General features: G+C 43.6%; 14 protein-coding genes. 7 read left to right on the forward strand and 7 right to left on the reverse strand.

Annotation, left to right across the window (positions count from 1 at the left end; genetic code table 11):
- Positions 1–72 precede the first annotated feature (72 nt).
- The 5 genes from rplU to F0364_RS27170 all read left to right on the forward strand — a co-directional run bounded on the left by rplU (position 73) and on the right by F0364_RS27170 (position 4168).
- Positions 73–378: a 50S ribosomal protein L21 gene (gene rplU / locus F0364_RS27150; RefSeq protein WP_153800966.1), complete on the forward strand. Its 306-nt coding sequence runs from the start codon at positions 73–75 to the stop codon at positions 376–378.
- 50 nt (positions 379–428) lie between these two features.
- A complete protein-coding gene (gene rpmA, locus F0364_RS27155) occupies positions 429–695 on the forward strand; it encodes a 50S ribosomal protein L27 (RefSeq protein WP_153800967.1) in 267 nt (88 codons plus the stop codon).
- Between the two features lie 89 nt (positions 696–784).
- Positions 785–970 carry a hypothetical protein gene (locus F0364_RS27160; protein ID WP_153800968.1) on the forward strand — a complete coding sequence of 62 codons (186 nt, stop codon included), beginning with the start codon at positions 785–787 and terminating at the stop codon, positions 968–970.
- Between the two features lie 260 nt (positions 971–1230).
- On the forward strand, positions 1231–2205 hold the full coding sequence (locus F0364_RS27165; RefSeq protein ID WP_207632905.1) for a Fic family protein: 975 nt from the start codon (positions 1231–1233) through the stop codon (positions 2203–2205).
- Positions 2206–2494: 289 nt separating this feature from the next.
- Positions 2495–4168, forward strand: coding sequence for a DNA polymerase/3'-5' exonuclease PolX (locus tag F0364_RS27170; RefSeq protein ID WP_153800970.1), 1674 nt, complete (start codon positions 2495–2497; stop codon positions 4166–4168).
- Positions 4169–4171: 3 nt separating this feature from the next.
- Here F0364_RS27170 and F0364_RS27175 read toward each other — a convergent pair whose 3' ends face one another.
- The 5 genes from F0364_RS27175 to F0364_RS27195 form a co-directional block, all read right to left on the reverse strand.
- On the reverse strand, positions 4172–7924 hold the full coding sequence (locus F0364_RS27175; RefSeq protein WP_153800971.1) for a sensor histidine kinase: 3753 nt from the start codon (positions 7922–7924) through the stop codon (positions 4172–4174).
- Positions 7921–8694, reverse strand: a complete 774-nt coding sequence (mazG, locus tag F0364_RS27180; protein ID WP_153800972.1) for a nucleoside triphosphate pyrophosphohydrolase — start codon at positions 8692–8694, stop codon at positions 7921–7923. Before mazG ends, F0364_RS27175 begins: the two co-directional genes overlap by 4 nt.
- Before the next feature lie 659 nt (positions 8695–9353).
- Positions 9354–10046, reverse strand: coding sequence for an NUDIX hydrolase (locus tag F0364_RS27185; RefSeq protein WP_153800973.1), 693 nt, complete (start codon positions 10044–10046; stop codon positions 9354–9356).
- Between the two features lie 202 nt (positions 10047–10248).
- Positions 10249–12324 (reverse strand): M4 family metallopeptidase, encoded by a 2076-nt coding sequence (locus F0364_RS27190; protein WP_207632906.1) that lies wholly within the window; start codon positions 12322–12324, stop codon positions 10249–10251.
- A 198-nt stretch (positions 12325–12522) separates the two neighbouring features.
- Positions 12523–13908: a phage tail-like protein gene (locus F0364_RS27195; protein ID WP_153800975.1), complete on the reverse strand. Its 1386-nt coding sequence runs from the start codon at positions 13906–13908 to the stop codon at positions 12523–12525.
- Positions 13909–14273: 365 nt separating this feature from the next.
- Between F0364_RS27195 and F0364_RS27200 the strand changes: the two genes are divergently transcribed.
- Positions 14274–15137: a murein L,D-transpeptidase catalytic domain family protein gene (locus tag F0364_RS27200; protein WP_153800976.1), complete on the forward strand. Its 864-nt coding sequence runs from the start codon at positions 14274–14276 to the stop codon at positions 15135–15137.
- 279 nt (positions 15138–15416) lie between these two features.
- Here F0364_RS27200 and F0364_RS27205 read toward each other — a convergent pair whose 3' ends face one another.
- Both F0364_RS27205 and rpoN read right to left on the reverse strand, forming a co-directional pair.
- Positions 15417–16067: a hypothetical protein gene (locus F0364_RS27205; RefSeq protein WP_153800977.1), complete on the reverse strand. Its 651-nt coding sequence runs from the start codon at positions 16065–16067 to the stop codon at positions 15417–15419.
- A 21-nt stretch (positions 16068–16088) separates the two neighbouring features.
- Positions 16089–17579 (reverse strand): RNA polymerase factor sigma-54, encoded by a 1491-nt coding sequence (gene rpoN / locus F0364_RS27210; protein ID WP_153800978.1) that lies wholly within the window; start codon positions 17577–17579, stop codon positions 16089–16091.
- Between the two features lie 132 nt (positions 17580–17711).
- Between rpoN and F0364_RS27215 the strand changes: the two genes are divergently transcribed.
- On the forward strand, positions 17712–17999 hold the full coding sequence (locus F0364_RS27215; protein ID WP_153800979.1) for a hypothetical protein: 288 nt from the start codon (positions 17712–17714) through the stop codon (positions 17997–17999).
- Positions 18000–18139: the final 140 nt, after the last annotated feature.

Raw genomic sequence — 18139 nt, forward strand, 5'->3', positions numbered from 1 at the left:
TTTTTTTTAAGGTTTGCTTGGTATTATATAGTTGAAAACCCATACCTTTGCCGTCCTAATTTTGGATAAGCCATGTTTGCAGTAGTAAAAATAGCAGGTCAACAATTCAGGGTACAGGAAGGTCAAAGCCTGTATGTACCACACCTGCAGTCAAAAAGCGGAGATAAAGTAGAATTCAGTGAAGTGTTACTTGTTGATAACAACGGAACACTTACTACCGGCGCCGATGTAAAGGCCGTTGTAAAAGCTGAAGTTGTAAGCGACCTTGTTAAAGGCGATACCGTTATAGCTTTCAAGATGAAAAGAAGGAAAGGTTTCCGTAAAAAACACGGTCACAGAACACACTATACCAAGATTAAGATTGAAAGCATAGCATAATCTTTTCGGTAACACCGGAATTCATCCACAATAATTCAAATTCATTTTTTATGGCACATAAAAAAGGTGAAGGCAGTGTAAAGAACGGCCGCGACTCACAAAGCAAGCGCCTTGGTGTTAAAATATATGGCGGGCAGCCTGCAATTGCCGGAAACATCATAGTACGCCAGCGTGGTACAGTTTATCATCCTGGTAAAAATGTAGGTGTTGGTAAAGACTTTACTTTATTCGCTTTAGCTGATGGCGTAGTAGAATTCAGAAAAGGAAAGTCAAATAAAACATCTGTTTCTGTTCAGCCTGCTGAAGCAACGGCTTAACAGTTAGTTCTTTGTGTAAAATTTTTTTGATGGTTGCCATAAAGTATCTATTTTTATCTAATATTTACTAACCATTAAATTTTAAAACTATGGCAACTGCAAAAAAAGCAGCTCCCAAAAAAGCTGCTGCTGCAAAGAAAGCTGCTCCTAAAAAAGCCGCTGTAAAAAAAGCTGCTGCTCCTAAGAAGGCTGCTCCTAAAAAAGCCGCCGCTCCTAAGAAAGCTGCTGTAAAGAAAGCCGCTCCTAAAAAGGCAGCTCCTAAAAAAGCAAAATAAGCTTTGCGTAAAAGCAAATAAATTAAGTCCTGGTTTAATACCGGGACTTTTTGTTTTTGGTAAGTCTCTTGTTATGTTTTCCTTTCGTATCAAAATCGTATCTAATCGTATAAAATCGTATACAGTATCGTATCAAAATCGTATCCAATCGGATAAAATCGTATATTTTTATTTTAGCAAATACGGATTTTGCAAATATGAACGGCCACATCTATACATTTAAGTTAATGCCGGACTGGCAACTGATACAGGAACTAAGTATGTTAGACAGATTTGATGCATCATGGTCAGTTGTTGAAAAAAGGGAAGGAAAAAGTCTGAAGCAACTTAAATCAATTGCAACAGTACGTAGTGTTGGCGCTTCTACCAGAATTGAAGGATCAATAATGACTGATGAAGAGGTAAAAGTGTTAATTGAAAACCTGGATATTTCAAAATTAGAAGATAGAGACTCGCAGGAGGTTGCAGGGTATTTTGAAGCATTAGACTTGATATCCGAGGAATATAATAACATGGAAGTTTCTGAAGGTTCCATAAAAAACCTCCATAATATTTTAATGAAGCATAGTCAAAAAGACCATTGGCATAGGGGAGGTTACAAACAACATAGCAATGCTGTTGAGGCAACAAGACCTGACGGAAGCAAGCAGATTATTTTTAAAACCACGCCTGCTGGTTTTGCCACAGAAGATGCCATGAGAATGTTGGTTGAGTGGTGGCATAATGATAAGGAAACACATCCTATAGTAAAATGTGCTTTGTTTTGTTATGATTTTGTAAGTATTCATCCTTTTCAGGATGGAAACGGACGGTTAAGCAGGCTTATTGGAACGCTTCTTTTACTTAAAAACGGATACACATGGATACAGTATGTAAGTTTTGAGCATGAAATTGAAAACAGAAAATCTGAATATTACCAGGAATTGATGAATGCCCAAAAACAGAGGCCAGGAGAAGATGTATATAACTGGGTGTCTTTTTTCTTAAGATGCCTAAATAACATTAGCAGCCAGCTAATGGCAAAGCTTTCAAGCCAGGGTGTTGTTAATAATCTTGGCCCTAAAGAAAAGTCTGTTTATCTGTTTATTGAAAACCATCCTGGAAGCAGGTCTGGAGATATTTCGGAGAAGTTGAACATACCATTGCCTACAGTGAAAAAGATATTAAGTTCCCTGGTTAAAAGTAAGACTGTTGCAAAACATGGAGCAGGGGCTGGCACTAATTATTCATTATAATCTTCAAATGTTTGTATCTATCGCTTTGGTGCGCATTATCTTACCCGGGTCTGAAAAGATGCCAAATGAACTGAACGATGAAAGGGTTGCCAGCCAGGTTTGTTATTTTATTTTGGCACTGGCGAACCTCCTTCGTCGGTTTGCGACGCAACAGGCGATGCCATGAAACTATGTTGCCGGTATCTAAAAAATCTGCCCACAATAAGCACTTTTGCTTAATGCTTTATTTGGATGTATTCCTTTACTTTCGGGGTTGTGTCTTCAGTAATTTTTATGTAAAATAACCTGTATGGATAATTATGCCATTGCCGATAATTTTTCGCTGCTTGCCAAACTGATGGATATACACGGCGAAAACAGTTTTAAAACCAAATCATATTCGTCGGCCGCATTTACCATTGAAAAGTTACCAATGGAATTATCGGCATTGCCGCATGACAAAATTTTTTCTATTAAAGGCATTGGTGAAACCATTGGTAAAAAGATTATTGAACAACTGCAGCTTGGCAGCCTGCCTTTACTGGATGAATACCTGCAAAAAACACCGCCGGGTATTATTGAAATGCTTAACATTAAAGGGATAGGACCCAAAAAAATATCAACCATCTGGAAAGAGCTTGAAATAGAAAGCCTGGGCGAATTACTGTATGCCTGCAACGAAAACAGGCTTACCCTGTATAAAGGTTTTGGCGAAAAAACGCAGCAAAACGTAAAAGAGGCAATTGAGTTTTATTTGAGTAACCAGGGCAGTTACCTATACGCACAAACTGAAGCTTTTGCTGATGCGATAAGCAATAAACTGAAGGAAGCCTTTACGAGCTACAACTTTTTACCCACGGGCGACTACAGGAAACACAGTGAAATAATCAGCAAACTTGAATGGGTTACCAATGCACCTGCCAACGTATTGAATGATTATTTTTTGCAGCATAATTACCAGCCTGTTGCCCAGCATGACGAGCAGGTGTCATACAAAGGCGAAGAGAACCTGGAATTGATGTTTTACATTTCTACGGATAACATTTACCTGAAACAATTTATTACCAGCAGCAGCGAAGCATTTTTAACGGAATGGATAGAACAGGGGGCTTTTGATAAACAGAAACAGTACGCATCTGAAGAAGAAATTTTTACAGATGCCGGCGCAGCATTTGTTCCGGCATACCTGCGGGAAAAGTCAACCGCGGTTGCATGGGCCAAAGCGGACCAACTGCCTTCGGTAATACAAGAGGAAGATATAACTTCAGTTATACACAGCCACAGCAAATGGAGCGACGGCGCCAATACGCTGGAAGAAATGGCCAAAGGCGCTATGGCCAAAGGATTGCAATACCTGGTGATAAGTGACCACTCCAAAACAGCCTTTTATGCCAACGGCCTTACTGAAGAAAGGCTGGCGTCTCAACACGCGGAAATTGATGAACTGAACAAAAAACTTACCCCGTTTAAGATTTTCAAGAGTATTGAAAGCGACATACTGAATGATGGCAGCCTTGATTACGCGGATGATGTACTGGCTACATTTGACCTGGTAATTGCTTCTGTACACTCTAACCTAAAAATGAGTGAAGAGAAGGCGATGACAAGGCTGCTAAAAGCTATTGAAAACCCTTACACCAGTATTCTTGGCCACATGACCGGGCGGCTGTTGCTCAGCCGCAATGGCTACCCTGTTGACCATAAGAAAATTATTGAAGCATGCGCTGCCAATGATGTGGTGATTGAACTGAATGCCCACCCACGAAGGCTGGATATAGATTGGCGCTGGATTGATTATGCACTTGAAAAAAATGTATTGATCTCTATTGACCCCGATGCGCATTCTGTTGACGGTTTTGCCGACATAAAATACGGCGTACTGGCTGCACAAAAAGCCGGGCTTACAAAAGCAAGCAATTTAAGCAGCTTTAGCCTGCCTGAATTTGAAGTGTTTATTGCAAAGCAAAAAGCGAAAAGAAAATAGGCCTTACAATTTTGCCAATGGAATAGACACAAAGAAGGTTGTGCCTATGTTTTCTTTGGTCTCAAACCATATTTGCCCCTTCGCAGTTTCTACAATGGCTTTGCATATAGCCAGGCCCAGGCCCGTGCCCGATGATTTGGTGGTAAAATTGGGCTCGAATATTTTGGTCTTCATGTTTTGAGGAATGCCTGTGCCATAATCCTGGATGGCAACCACCACATGGTCATCTTTGATATGTTGCGTAACCAATATCCTTATAGGATTATTATCCCCGGAAGCTTCAATAGCGTTTTTAATAAGGTTGGTAAACAACCGGCTTAACTGAAGCTTATCGGCCTCAATAATACAGGCTTCATCAGATTTTTCCCATAGTATGAGAATATCTGCATCGGCTTTAAACAGGTTGATGACAGACTCCAGCACTTCATTAGCTGAGAACCTTTCCAACATCATATTACTGCCAATATTGGCAAACTGGGAAAAATCACCCGCTATTTTGGATAGCTGCTCAATTTGCTCAATTAACGTATTGGCTACACGGGAGGAAAGCTCTTTTACATTATCCGCATTATTGTTTATGGCTTTCTGCAGGTATTGTATGCTCAGCTTCATAGGTGTTAGCGGGTTCTTTATTTCATGGGCCACCTGCCGCGCCATTTCCCTCCAGGCGCCTTCTCTTTCGCTTTGGGCAAGGGCCATGGCACTTTCTTCCAACTGGTGCACCATTTTATTGTATTCCTTTACCAGAACACCAATTTCATCGTTGCTTTCCCATTCAATCTCTTCATTGGTTTTGCCCAGGCTTACCTGTTTCATACGGCTGCTTATAAGGGCGAATGAAGAAGTAATCCTGTTGGTTACCAGTAACGCGATAGCGCCGGCCAGTAAAAAGATAAGGGCGTTTAAATCTATCAGCGTTACAAGAAAGTTGGATATTTCCTGATTTAATTCCCGTTCTGTATTAAGGTAGGGTATGTTAAGGTAAGCGATTACTTTTCCGTTGTTTTCCCTAATTGGGGCGTAAGCGCTCTGGTAAGAAAAGTTGCCCACTTTTTCATCCTGCATATACTGCAACCTGCGGGCATAATGCAGGTTATAGTAAGCATCCGGCTGCATTTTGGTACTGAATATTTGCTTGTTATACAGCAGTTGTTGGGTAGAAGCCCGTAGGTTTCCTGTTTCGTCGTAAATATTAACGTCCGCATTGTGCTCTTCCGCTATTTCGATTATTTTTCGCTCCAGGTCGCCTTTTAAACCAATCTCCACCAGGTCATACTGATCGTCAAAAATCAACTGGCTTTTTATGCGGTTTTCCACCTCGTTGGATATTACCTGGATGGTTTTGGCCAAACGTTCCTGGTTATTGTTGTAATAGCGCTTGATGAAGAACGATATGGTAGCTATACCAATAATGATGAAAGAAAACAGGCTGATAAAAATAATGATGGACAATATTTGGGTGCGGATGTTAAAGCTGAAAACATTCTTCACTTCCTTCCAGCGAAACCTGGCATTAAAGAATATCAAACCCAATTGAAACAATACTACCACCAGTATAAAATTGGTAAACAGGTAAGAGAAGAAAGTAAGCGATTCGGCAAACCAATTATCTTTTTTTATAACCAATACTGTTTTAGCGTTGCCGGCATTATGCCATAGCTCCTCCACACCCTTTCTTTTTCTTATCTCAAATTCAAATTTTGGCAACTGGTTGTTTAAAAGAGTGTCTGAAAAACTGTAAGCATTAAAATTGGCAATAAGCTTTTGCTTACTGTAAAGGGCGTAGGAGTACCCGGCATTTATATCGTTAATAATGCTGTTATCCTGCTTAAAGAGTTCAGGAAATAATGATTCTGTTCTGTACCGCTTTGGCTTGGATACTATAAAAAGATACCCCAACGTGTCTTTACGAAAGCCTCGTATAACATGATCGTAGATATAAGTAAAGCCCTCGTTGATGCTTTCGTAGTAGTATAGGCCAGGAATGGTGGTACCCTTACCGCGGTTATTAATGATTGATTTAAGGCCGTAATACGAAGTTGGGTCTTCATTAAACAAGGGGCTAAAATCTTTACCAAAGGTGTAAATGCGTGTATCGTATTTGTTCAGGTAGCTGGAAAAATTATCTTTCAGCAGGCTGTCTTTAAAACTGCGGTTGCTGCTTTCGCCTGTAAGTAGTTTAAAATTTTCGGCTCTGAACGCGTTGGTAAAATTGGTGGTGGTAAGCCCCATCAGGTTTTCGCCCAGTGGGTCTGTTTGAAAAGAAAGCTTTTCGGCAAAATTTTTACGTTGCACCACTTCCTTTGTTTTATAGTGATGTATTACCAGCGTAGTAACAAATGCGGAGAAGAAAATTACCCAAAACAGGAAAAAGGGCGAACGTATCAACTGTACATTATTATCCTGCTTGCGCAACTGGGTTAACAGTATAAAACCGATAATCCACAACAGTATCATTATTTTAACATCAATAGGATCGTTGTAAACCCGCAGTACAATCAGCAACAGCCCCGATGCCGCTATTACCGCAACACGTATAAACAAACTGTACGAAAGTTTTAACGATGGCAAGAGCAACATGGTTGCCAGGTGGTAATAAGAGAGGATAAGGAAACAAAGTATAAGCAGGCAAATAATTACGTAGGCATTCAGGCTGAAGAAATTGGTTACGTCGAACGATATTTGTGAATCAAGCACCAACCCCTTAATTAAATCAGCAAAGCCGAATGTAACCAGCGGCAGCGTACACAGTGCCGCCACCGCTACCACATGCATCCATTTTTTTATTACGGGTGGCTTCCAGTTCCACTGGCCTGTATTGTTAAACTTAACAAATACCACCAGCCAGTAAAAAAGGATAACATTAATAATTAAATCACCCAGACTGCGGTGTATTTCGCTGGATGCATAGTTGCCCGGATAAAACAGATCGTAGCTCCTGAAGTTAAAGGGAAAGGAAAAATAGTAGCCAGGTATGCGTATCAGCAAAATCATAGCCACCAAAAAAGCAAAACCGGTATAAAATCCTTTCATTTTTACCAGTTGCGTGGCTACGGCATTAATAAAAACAAATACCAGTATAATAGCCAGCACCCGCAAGGTTATGGAAAGCCCCCCCGGCTGGTCAATATCTGCCCTGTCTTTTTTTACAATTCTGTAAAGCAGTTTATTGTATGAGTTATAGATGGGTATACTGTTATCGCCACTGCCGGTTTCGTAAAAATCATCAAGCGATGGATATTGAGCAAAACGTGTTTGCAGGTAGCGGTTCTGTATAAAGTACTGCCAGCGCAGCGGAATAAGCCCTGCAATAATGTAAGAAGCGCCGTTAACATACCGGGTTGCTTTTACCAGCTCAAATAAACCATTTTGATACTCCACTGCGTAAGTACCGTCGGGCTTTTTCAGGTCGGCCGGGTTAATGGCCATCAGGTTGGTGTTCCAGTAAACCTGAACCGGGTTGCCAAGGTCGTTAACCAAATAAGCAAACAGCCCATAGTTTTTTTTGGTAAGCGCAGTTTTATAGGCATTGCCCGCGTCTGCAATAATACCTTTTACAAAAGCCTGGTCTTCCAGCAGGTTTTCAAAATCTTTTTCCTGGGTGGCTATATATTGTTCCAGGTTTCTTTTAACGCCGGCGGGCGAAGCATTGAAAGAAATATAATTGGTTAAAACAAACGATATGGTGTACAGCCATGCCGCGGCAATGAATAGATATCCATGCCTGAAAACCGCTGTCTTAAGTACACGAATCAATTTGCAGAGTTTGTTTTTTTAACCTGGTTCCAGATGGCATCCATTTCGGCAAGGGTCATATCATGCAGATTCTTTCCCTGCTGTTCAGCTATCTGCTCCATTTGGGTAAAACGGTCAATAAATTTTTTGTTGGTCCTTTCAAGAACGCCTTCGGCGTCCACACGCAAAAACCGTGCGTAGTTTACCAGGCTAAACAGCACATCGCCAAACTCCTCGTCTATCTTGTCCTGCTCATCCAGGGTTATCGCTTCTTTCAGTTCAGCCACTTCTTCTTCCACTTTTTTCCATACATCCTCTTTATTCTCCCACTCAAATCCTACCTGCTTAGCCTTCTCCTGTATACGGGCCGCTTTTACCATAGCGGGTAAAGATGTGGGCACACCGCTTAAAACAGATTTCTTCCCTTCCTGCTTCTTTATTTTTTCCCAGTTGCGTTTTACATCTTCCTCATCGTTTACCTGCACATCGCCATAAATATGCGGGTGGCGTTTAACCAGTTTTTCGCTTATGCCGTTAATTACTTCCTGCAAAGTAAACCGCTGCTGCTCGCTGCCAATTTTTGAATAAAACAAAACATGCAGCAGTATATCGCCAAGTTCTTCCTTAATGTTAGCCCAGTCTTCACCGGTAATAGCATCTGCCAGCTCGTAGGTTTCTTCAATGGTCATAGGGCGCAGGGTATGTATGGTTTGCTTCCTGTCCCAGGGGCATTTTTCCCGCAGGTCGTCCATAATCTCCACCAGCCTGTTAAATGAGTTTGCCGTATCCATACGCTTTATTTAAAATGCCAGCGCTTTGCCGCCGGTAAATTTTGATAAAAATACAGAACTCACTTAAAGGCCGCCTTTATATTGTAATGTAATTTTTACTCGCCAGCAATACAAATCATCTGTACAGCAGCAACAAGAAGAATTTGGATACCAGCGACAGATACAGTGTGGCATCGCCAGTTGCGTCGCAATCCTTTCATCGTTCGGTTCATTAGGCATCTTTTCAGACCCGGATAAGAAATATCGAACAAGGATCAAGGAATATTGAATGACTAACAAAGAGCCAACCTGCAAAGTGAATACCGAAGCAGTAACTCTAACATGCTGCCTCTACGAGGCTTTGGCTGTTCAATGTTCTTTTGTTCAACGTTTAATGTTAGCGGCTCTACCGCTATACGGACTTTGCGCTTTATCGCCTTAAAAAAATTTGACCCAATTACGTAATGAACAGACCGGCAACTTGTATCCGGTAACCGGCTTTCGGGTGAGGGATTGAAGCGGTTACCCCGGTGAGGCCATCGCAGCAGGGCCTTGTGCCGGAGTAATAGCGGAAAGCCCGACCCGAGGTACGAGGGGCACCCCCAAAAAATTACTACTGATAGCGGAGAAGTGTAATGGCTTTACCATTTTGCAGGAAATTTTTGCGGGGATAAACATTGTTATATTTCAAAATTAATCCCTTCTTTCAGCAACTGTTCGTACCGTTTTTTATTAAACTGGTACATTTTGCTGGGCCTGCCCTTGCCTTCTGACCGGGCCAGTTCATTCGTCTCGTCAAGAATGCCCAGCGCCAGCATTTTTTTAGAGAAATTGCGGCGGTCTATATCCCGGCCAAGCAATGCTATGTAAAGCTTTTCCAAATCGGCAAAAGGAAACTTTTTATCAAGCAACTCAAAACCAATGGGCTGGTAGCGCACTTTGGCTTTTACCCTTTCTACGGCTGTATCCAGTATAAGCTGGTGGTCAAAAGCAAGCTGCGGCAGTTGCTGTATATTAAACCACTGAGCGTTTTCAGCATCGGTGCTGGCCCTAAGCTGTTGAAATTGAGATGATTTTACCAAAGCAAGGTAGGCTACGGAAATAATGCGCTGGCGGGGGTCCCGGCCGGGTTTGCCAAAGGTGTAAAGCTGTTCCAGGTAATTAACGGTTATGCCTGTTTCTTCACCCAGTTCCCGCTGCACGGCTTCCTCCAACGATTCATGCTCAAGCACAAAACCGCCGGGTATGGCCCAGCTATTTTTAAAAGGCTCGTATTTGCGCTGTATTAACAGTACAGAAACGCCCTCGTTTTTAGAATATCCAAACACAATAGCGTCAACCGCAACTTTTATATCTGAAACCGGGGAGTGCATGGGGCAAATTAATGCATAACCGGGGCGCTTTATGATTTATTTAATATAACGGTTAATATTACAAGGGTATTTTAACATTGCGTGTTACACCTGTAAGGTAAATTTGCATCAGAATATAACACACAAAAAATAAATTACATTTTTCTCATAAGCAGTTAGTTTTGGTTGCGGCCCCTGTTTTTACAGGGGCTTACTTTTTGTACTAAAAAGCTGCATACCTGCACTCATCCACTTCGTTATTGGCTACAATGTTTGTTCCTTCCGGCGCTGTAAAACCTGGTTTAAAAATTATATCGCCCTGTGCCTGCATGGTAACCAAGTACCCGGTAGCGCTAACATTTGCATCGCAAACAGGGCCAGCCACATCCATATACGTTGTGCTGCTTAATACATAGGCAAAACTGCCAAGGCTGTAATAAAAGCCGTTGTTGTAGGTTACCGTGCACACCTGCTCGGCATTGGTACCGGGTGGCGGCAGCCCAACAGCATTCCAGGCTTTGCCCGTTTGTATGGCTTCATAGCTGCAGGTGCCGTATAATGCCACCGCAGCTTGTACCCAGGCGTTTCTTGCTTCTGCATAACCGGAAGTTTCTGTCAGGTAATTCTGAGAGGCATAGGCTATGGCTATGGCCTTGTCAAAGCCAATACCCGCCACCTCGTACCTAAAGCCTATATGCGCCCCGTCTACACCGTGAGATGTGGCATTGTTGGTATAGCCGTTTCCCCCGTTAGTTAAAAGATAAAACATGTAATTCTGTACGCCGCTGTTGCGGTGCACACCGCCGTGGTCATCATCCAGGTTGGTGGTGGGTTTCCAGCCGGTACCCTTATACCTGTCTGGCTGCTGTTCTATACGCCAGCCTGTATCCTGTGGATTGATAAGGCTTCTTACCGAGTTGCGGAAATAAAGCGGGCCGCCACTGTTTGAGCCTGCTGTAATTTCGTTACCTACCAGGTAATCGCAATCACCCCTTATATAACGTTCAACCGCTTCGCCAAAAATATCGCTGTAAGATTCATCCAGTGCGCCGGATTCTGCTTCATAGTCAAAATCAGCACGGTATTCTGTTACGCCATGCGTGTATTCATGACCGGTAATATCCGGAGGTATAAAACAATCAGTTACCTGGGCGCCTACGCCAAAGCCAAACTTTAGTTCATCGTTACCAAAAGCATCATAAGAGTAGCTGGCATTGGTACTGTAATAGCTGCCGTCCGGCCGCTGAAAGGTTACCGGAAAGTAAGCGTCTATATCTCCATTATCATTGTCGTGGCCATAAGACTGGCGGTTAAAACGTGCATAGTAGTAGTTGGCGCATTGCCGTAATGTCCAGCCTATTACGCCTGTGCCCCGGTTTTGCCAGGCCGGCCGGCCTGGCAGGGCAACATCCCAGTTATTCGTGTTGGGCGCAGTGGCGCCTGCGGTGCCCAGCGAATCCATTACAGTTATAACAGCCGGTGTGCAATTGTCAATGCTGCGGTAAGGGTAGGTTGGGTTGTCGCTGTTATAAACGGCGTACACCGTTTTCAATCCGTCCCAGGGAGATGTTACGGTTGAAAAGGCGCAGTTTAATTCTGCCATTGGCCCCGGTGCATATTCTTTAGCGTAATGCCCGCAGTTGTGTTGCAGGTTTTTTATTTTTTCAATATTGCCGTTGCGGGCATTAATAAAATACTGCAAAGCTTGTTGAGGCCGCACGGCATACACATACAACCTGTAACACAAAGCAAGGCTGCTGTCGCTGTTTTTGTAAAAACATAGTTCAGGGTTAGGGTAGTAAGATTTACCTTTTTGTTTTGCCTTTGCTTCTTTGGTTTCATCCTGCCAATAGTAAACACTGGCTTTGCTGTTTTGCAGGGCAATGGCAATTGCCTGTTGTGCTGCAACTGCGGGTGTGGTATCGGCTTCTGCCTCAAAGCTAAGAATGGTTCCATTGGCTGTTTCCGCTATATCGTTTGCGGCATGTATTAAAAAAGTGGCGCTTTCAACCGGTATATTTTTATAGTATTGTTTATACCGGTAATGCACACTGCCATCCGGACTTTTTTCCGTGCCCTGCAGCCTCATCTCATCCAGCGGCGAAAGTTGCAGGCTTTGCTTGTAACGGGTTACCATTTCCTGCGGCTTTATTTTCTTTTCCCGTTTAAATTGTATGGAACCACCGGCGGATACGGCCTGCACAACGGTAGTATCCAATACCAGTTTTTTCCTAAGCCGTTGCGCAGATAAGCTGCCTGCTGCCAGCAATAAAAAGCAGGTTATTAATAGTTGCTTCACAGCATAAAATTTTGTTGGTAAATAATTCATCAGGCCATGTACCCGGGCAAAGACAATTATGGGCCCGGCAGCAGGAACTACTATTGAGCGTCCCTTGCGTCGCACTCTTGTACTGCAACGCTTTACGCAGCAGCTAATACTGCATCCCTGGGTATTCCGTTGTCATGATAAATGAACAATTGGCTAATGCACCGCGTATTAAAAACCGTTGTTGATGGTATTTCCCAAAGCCCGTTGCAGCAGCCTTTTAATCTCAGTGTTCTCTTTTTGTAAAACGGCCAGTTTTTTTTCGGTGGCGATAAGGTATAAGGTAAGCTCTTCAATTTTGGCCATCATTTTGGTTTGCATCTCACTTACATCAACACCTTCTTTTTGCAGCAGGCCAGCTTCGGGTATGCCGGGTAAATGCTTATGCCGGTTAATGTAACGCTCAACTTCTGCAAGCGGCATTAGCGGGTAATCGTCTTCAAAAACATAATCGGCCCAACCGGTATTTACACGCAGTTCTTTTGCGCGGATGGTACCATTTACCGTAAGCTTATGGGTAGGGTTTGGTGTACCTATGCCAACGTTACCCCCGTCGTCGTTGATAATCACTGTGCTGTTTGCTTTGCCGCCGCGTATGTAAGTGTTTTCATCTGCGCCGTAATAAAAATGACTGTAATTGATGGAGCCTTTTATGTCCAGCTTACCACTGGGTTCGGTTGTATTAATGCCTACATTGCCGTTGGGTAACAGCGTTACCTGCGCCCACTGGGAATTGGTAAAAAAATGCAGTGGTACGGATTGGCCCCCTGTACCCAGGTAACAACCTTCGCTGTTGGGGCTTCTGCCGGCCCCACCCAAAAAGCTGTGCATGTTGTATTTGCCGTTGCCCACTGCCCAGCCCCTTTCTCCATTCGCAATGCTTATTTCCAGCCTTGCGTAGCCAGGCAGGTAATCTGTGCCAATGCCTACATTACCGCCCAGGGGGTTTAGCAGCAGGGGTATGGCTTCATCATCCACGCCATCTGCGTCAGCCCGGTTGTAGGCCTGCATTTTATTACCTGTAAGCAACATTTCGTTGTTAGATTCCAGCCGCCAGTCGGTTGCCACGTATCCGGTTGAAAAACCGCTGCCCCAATAGCGAAAATTGCCGTGATCGTCATAACCGGTATGTAAGCCGGCGCCTTTGGCAAACCAGGTGCCATCTATACGGCTGTTGCCCGCAATGTGCAGTTTAGCGAATGGTGTTAACGTTCCAATGCCTACATTACCGCCGTTGCTGTTGTAAATATTAGCGCCATCGGCTACCCACAGGCCGCTGCTGCCGCCGGATGGCTGCACCCATGCTGTACCATTGTAGTACCAGAAAGACCTGGTGGTAATATCGTACACCTGTAAGCCCGCCGCAGGCGATGCGATGGCCACACGTTGATCCGTTGTCATGCGGGGCATCAGCAGCCCCCGGGTGGTGCTGGTAATATCCAATTGGGCGCTTGGAGCCGGTGTGGTGGTACCTATGCCCATGCCCTGGGCGCAGAGGTATGTACAATGCAATAGAATTGCAGCGGCCGTAATGGCCGTACGAAAGCTGAATATCATTTTACCGATGTTTAAAGGAGTTTTTGAATATCCCGGAAGTATATGCCTGGTGCTGCAGCCTGGTGTTTAACCAAAGCTACAAGTGCCGGCATGCATTTGAAAGGGCAAATCGCTTAACTGCGTTTTAAATAGATGAATTGCAGGCAGGAAAAGAGTAGCCTGCTATAATTGTATGAAATAAGCTATTGAATTTTAGCGAAGTATTCCTGGTTTGATTAATTGCTGCAGAGTGGGTAAATGCGTAACCTATCTACCTTAACTTACCGATTAAATTTACTTTTTTACCTTCGCGGGCAATAAAAAAGCGATTAAGGCATTATTACTGCTGAAAATTTGCTATTTTTCAGACTCCCAAATAGAATTACATGCAGACAAGAAGACACCTGTTGGTTTTTGTATTGTGCATTGCTGCCTCTATTTCTGCCTCTGCCAGGTATAAATTTTTTACAGACGATAAGAAAAAGTTCGTTTCCCTGCTGCCTGATGCGGCGGCTTCTGAAAGGGCTAACCAGCTTGTAGATTCTTTGTATGTTCAACTGGGCCTGGATACCTCTGGCTTGTCAAGGGATGTATTCTTTTTTGCTTACAAAGGCTACCAATACCTGTTGAGCGAAAATAAACTGGCTAATCCCAACTATCTTACTATTTGCGACTACAGCCAAAGCAGCGCCCATAAAAGATTGTACGTGGTTGACCTGCTAGCTAAAAAGCTGATGTTTAATACTTATGTTTCTCATGGTAAAAAGTCAGGGGAAGAGTTTGCCACCAGCTTTAGCAATTCCACCAATTCTCATAAAAGTTCTTTAGGCTTTTTTGTAACCGGCGAAACTTACCGCGGACGTGCAGGTTTTAGCCTTAGGTTTGATGGTATGGAGCCAGGCATTAACGACCGCGTACGTGCCAGAGGCGTAGTGCTGCATGGCAGCCGTTATGTAAATGAAGAACGTATTGATGAAAAAGGATTTGTTGGCAGAAGCTTTGGCTGCCCGGCAGTGCCTATGGAATGCTATCGCGATATTATTGAAACAATTAAAGACGGAAGCTGCTTTTTTACCTATAACCCCGACATGCGCTACGGCATGGTTTCCAAAATAATGAATGCCAACTTTGAATGGCCTGCTTTTAAGCCGGTAATTGACCCAGTTGTTATTACCGCACCGGAAAACAACGAGCTAATGCCACCCGCGCTAATGGGTGTGAAAAGCACAGCTAATACCGGCAAAAAGTAGCCGCCTCCCCTTTTAATTCCCGTAAACCTTCCACAATTCATTTCGTGCAATTGTAAACATCTGTTATACCGGAGCAACTGCGGTTAAACGCCAACTGTTACACTACAGCCGGGACGATGCCCAAAGAACAGAACGATGAACGGATTGATTATTCATTATTCTTTCACTGAAAGACTAATGAATAACAAAATCATATTTGCAACAGGCGAAGCCATGAAAATATATAGCTGGTATCATGGTTGGCCGCAGTGGGAAAAATCAACAGGGCGGGAAGCTTGTTTAAAACGTGATAATGTATGCCAGTAACTGGCTGATGACCCCTACAAAAAAACCAACATAAATTTCTTTTGTTGAATGCTCACTAAGGGCCAGTCTTGCGGAACATATCAGACCGGCAAGAATGGTGGCTACACTAAGGTCTGTGCCGAGGTGTAAACCATAATGAAAGCAAACCAGTATCATAAAAACCCAGCCACCGGCGGCCCCCATGGCATGCATGCTGAGCTTTAGAAAATTATTGATGGTGAGGCCAAGAATGGTTGAAAAGAAAATACCAAGAAAAAAACTTTTGAGGGCTAAAGGTTGGTCTGTAAAATTTTTACTGAGGTACCACAGCCACCAGTAAAAAAACATGGTGGCCACATAAGGTACAATCCTGTCTTTTTGATTGCGCAGAAAAATGCCGCTGATAAATTTAAGGCGCCATAACAGGAACACGGTAAAGGCGGGAAAGAAGGCAGACGTCCAGAAAACGGTTACCATGCGCAGTTTCAGCATCCTCTCCTGTATGTTGAACTCGTAGGGAAACCGCATTGTCATCCATATAAAAATGAAGGTGGGTACAAAAAGCGGGTGCAGCAGGTAAGAAACAAGCTTTGCCGGTATTTTTACCAACGCGTTACTGCTGCCGGCTGTTAATTGTGTATCCATAAATAGTTTTCAAGAACCTTTTTATAACTCTTTGCGCAGCCTTGCCACGGGTATGTTTAACTGCTCCCTGTATTTGGCCACTGTGCGGCGTGCAATGTTGTAACCTTTTTCCTGCAGTAATTCAGTCAGGCGTTCGTCGCTAAGAGGTTTCAATTTGTCTTCACCTTCAATTAAATCGCTCAGTATCTTTTTTACTTCCCGGGTGCTTACTTCTTCGCCGCTTTCTGTACTCAGCGATTCGCTGAAGAAAAACTTAAGCCGGTAAGTGCCAAATTCCGTTTGCACAAACTTGCTGTTGGCAACGCGGCTTACCGTGGATATATCAAGGCCGGTTATTTCGGCAATGTCTTTTAAAATCATCGGGCGAAGGCTGGTTTCATCGCCGGTTAAGAAAAACTCACGCTGGTAGTTCATGATAGCGTCCATAGTGCTGAGCAATGTGTGCTGGCGCTGCTTTATCATGTCTATAAACCATTTGGCGGAATCAATTTTCTGTTTAATGAACAGTACTGCTTCTTTCTGCCGTTTGTCTTTTTTAGAGCCGCGGTCATAGTCCTTCAGCATATCGCGGTAACCTTCGCTGATGCGCAGGTCTGGTGCGTTGCGGGAGTTAAGGGTAAGCTCCAGCTTGCCATTGTTATTCAAAATAAAAAAGTCAGGAACTATGTAGCTTTCGGCCTTGTTTATTTCGCCCATGTTACCGCCTGGCTTGGGATTAAGGCGTATGATAGCAGTAATAACATCTTTCAGGTCGTCATCAGTAAGGTTAAGGCCGCGTTGTATTTTTTCGTAATGCTTTTTGGTAAACTCTTCAAAGTATTTTTCCAGCACCAGTATGGCCAGGGCAACATCCTTGCCTTCAACCACCTGCCGTTTAAGCTGCAGTAAAAGGCATTCCTGCAGGTCGCGGGCACAAATACCGGGCGGGTCAAACTGCTGTATTTGTTTTATGATGCTTTCAATTTCTTCATCGGCTGCCATTATATTCTGGCGAAAAGCAAGGTCGTCTGAAATGGATGAAATTTCCCTGCGCAGGTATCCGTCATCATCTATGCTGCCAACAATCTGTTCTGCTATCTTAAAACTCTTCTCGTCCAGGGAAAGCATGCCCAACTGGTTAAGCAGGTGTTCGTGAAAGCTGTCTTCAATCCTGAAGGGGATAGTTTTGTTATCATCCGCCTCCGGGTAATTATCGTCGCGTAATTTGTAATCTCCTACCTCATCATCGCTGTCAGACACATACTCGCTGATGTCGAGATTTCCGTAATCGTCTTCGCTGCCGTCTTTTTCGTATTCATCCTCTTCTTTGCTGGTAAATTCATCCTGCATCTCTTCCGAAAAACTGTCCTCGTGGTTCTCATCGCTCATTTCAAGCGCCGGGTTTTCTTCCAGCTCCTCTTTAATGCGTTCCTCAAGGTTAGCTGTAGGTATCTGCAACAGCTTCATTAACTGAATCTGCTGTGGTGATAGTTTCTGTAAAAGTTTCTGCTGTAAACTTTGACTTAATGACATTTTTAGGTTTCCAATTTTTTAAAATCCAGCCGGCCCGGTAGCAAAGGCTTACGCTTTCCTTTCTTAATTGTTGCGGCAAAAAAACTAATCAGCCTGTCAACATCGTAAATTTAAGGCACAAATATCGCTTTCATGTACAAAAGAATAACGATACTGGTTGTTAATTTAGTTTTTGTCGTTGTTGTAAAGGCATTCGACAAAACAGATACTACCCAGGCGCATCTACCTGTTATCCTGCGCCTTACTGACAGCGTTGCTTTAACCGGCGTAAAGCCATATACGCTGCCGCCCGGGCATTACACTAAAAATCTGCCATTTTTTTGCAGGAAAGAATTACAACTGCAAAAGGCTACCGGTAGGGCGATAAAGATAAGGCTAGGAGCATTAGAGTATGTAAATAAATTAGAGGGTAAACATTAAGGCTATTGCGCTTTGCCAGCGTGTTGCACCCGTGGGTGAGGGATTGAAGCGGCTACCCCGGTGAGGCCATTGTAGCAGGGCTTTTGTGCCGGAGTAATAGCGGAAAGCCCGACCCCTTTCGATAGCTTGGGGGCACCCCC

This window comes from Foetidibacter luteolus, assembly GCF_009650435.1.
Lineage (GTDB): Bacteria > Bacteroidota > Bacteroidia > Chitinophagales > Chitinophagaceae > Foetidibacter > Foetidibacter luteolus.

What these genes read in the sequence shown, in the direction of transcription:
- F0364_RS27160 (WP_153800968.1), top strand. Translation starts at nt 785, where the DNA reads ATGGCAACTGCAAAAAAAGCAGCTCCCAAAAAAGCTGCTGCTGCAAAG.
- rpmA (WP_153800967.1), top strand. Translation starts at nt 429, where the DNA reads ATGGCACATAAAAAAGGTGAAGGCAGTGTAAAGAACGGCCGCGACTCA.
- mazG (WP_153800972.1), bottom strand. Translation starts at nt 8,694, where the DNA reads ATGGATACGGCAAACTCATTTAACAGGCTGGTGGAGATTATGGACGAC.
- F0364_RS27200 (WP_153800976.1), top strand. Translation starts at nt 14,274, where the DNA reads ATGCAGACAAGAAGACACCTGTTGGTTTTTGTATTGTGCATTGCTGCC.
- F0364_RS27205 (WP_153800977.1), bottom strand. Translation starts at nt 16,067, where the DNA reads ATGGATACACAATTAACAGCCGGCAGCAGTAACGCGTTGGTAAAAATA.
- F0364_RS27170 (WP_153800970.1), top strand. Translation starts at nt 2,495, where the DNA reads ATGGATAATTATGCCATTGCCGATAATTTTTCGCTGCTTGCCAAACTG.
- F0364_RS27165 (WP_207632905.1), top strand. Translation starts at nt 1,231, where the DNA reads ATGTTAGACAGATTTGATGCATCATGGTCAGTTGTTGAAAAAAGGGAA.
- F0364_RS27185 (WP_153800973.1), bottom strand. Translation starts at nt 10,046, where the DNA reads ATGCACTCCCCGGTTTCAGATATAAAAGTTGCGGTTGACGCTATTGTG.
- F0364_RS27195 (WP_153800975.1), bottom strand. Translation starts at nt 13,908, where the DNA reads ATGATATTCAGCTTTCGTACGGCCATTACGGCCGCTGCAATTCTATTG.
- rpoN (WP_153800978.1), bottom strand. Translation starts at nt 17,579, where the DNA reads ATGTCATTAAGTCAAAGTTTACAGCAGAAACTTTTACAGAAACTATCA.
- F0364_RS27215 (WP_153800979.1), top strand. Translation starts at nt 17,712, where the DNA reads ATGTACAAAAGAATAACGATACTGGTTGTTAATTTAGTTTTTGTCGTT.
- rplU (WP_153800966.1), top strand. Translation starts at nt 73, where the DNA reads ATGTTTGCAGTAGTAAAAATAGCAGGTCAACAATTCAGGGTACAGGAA.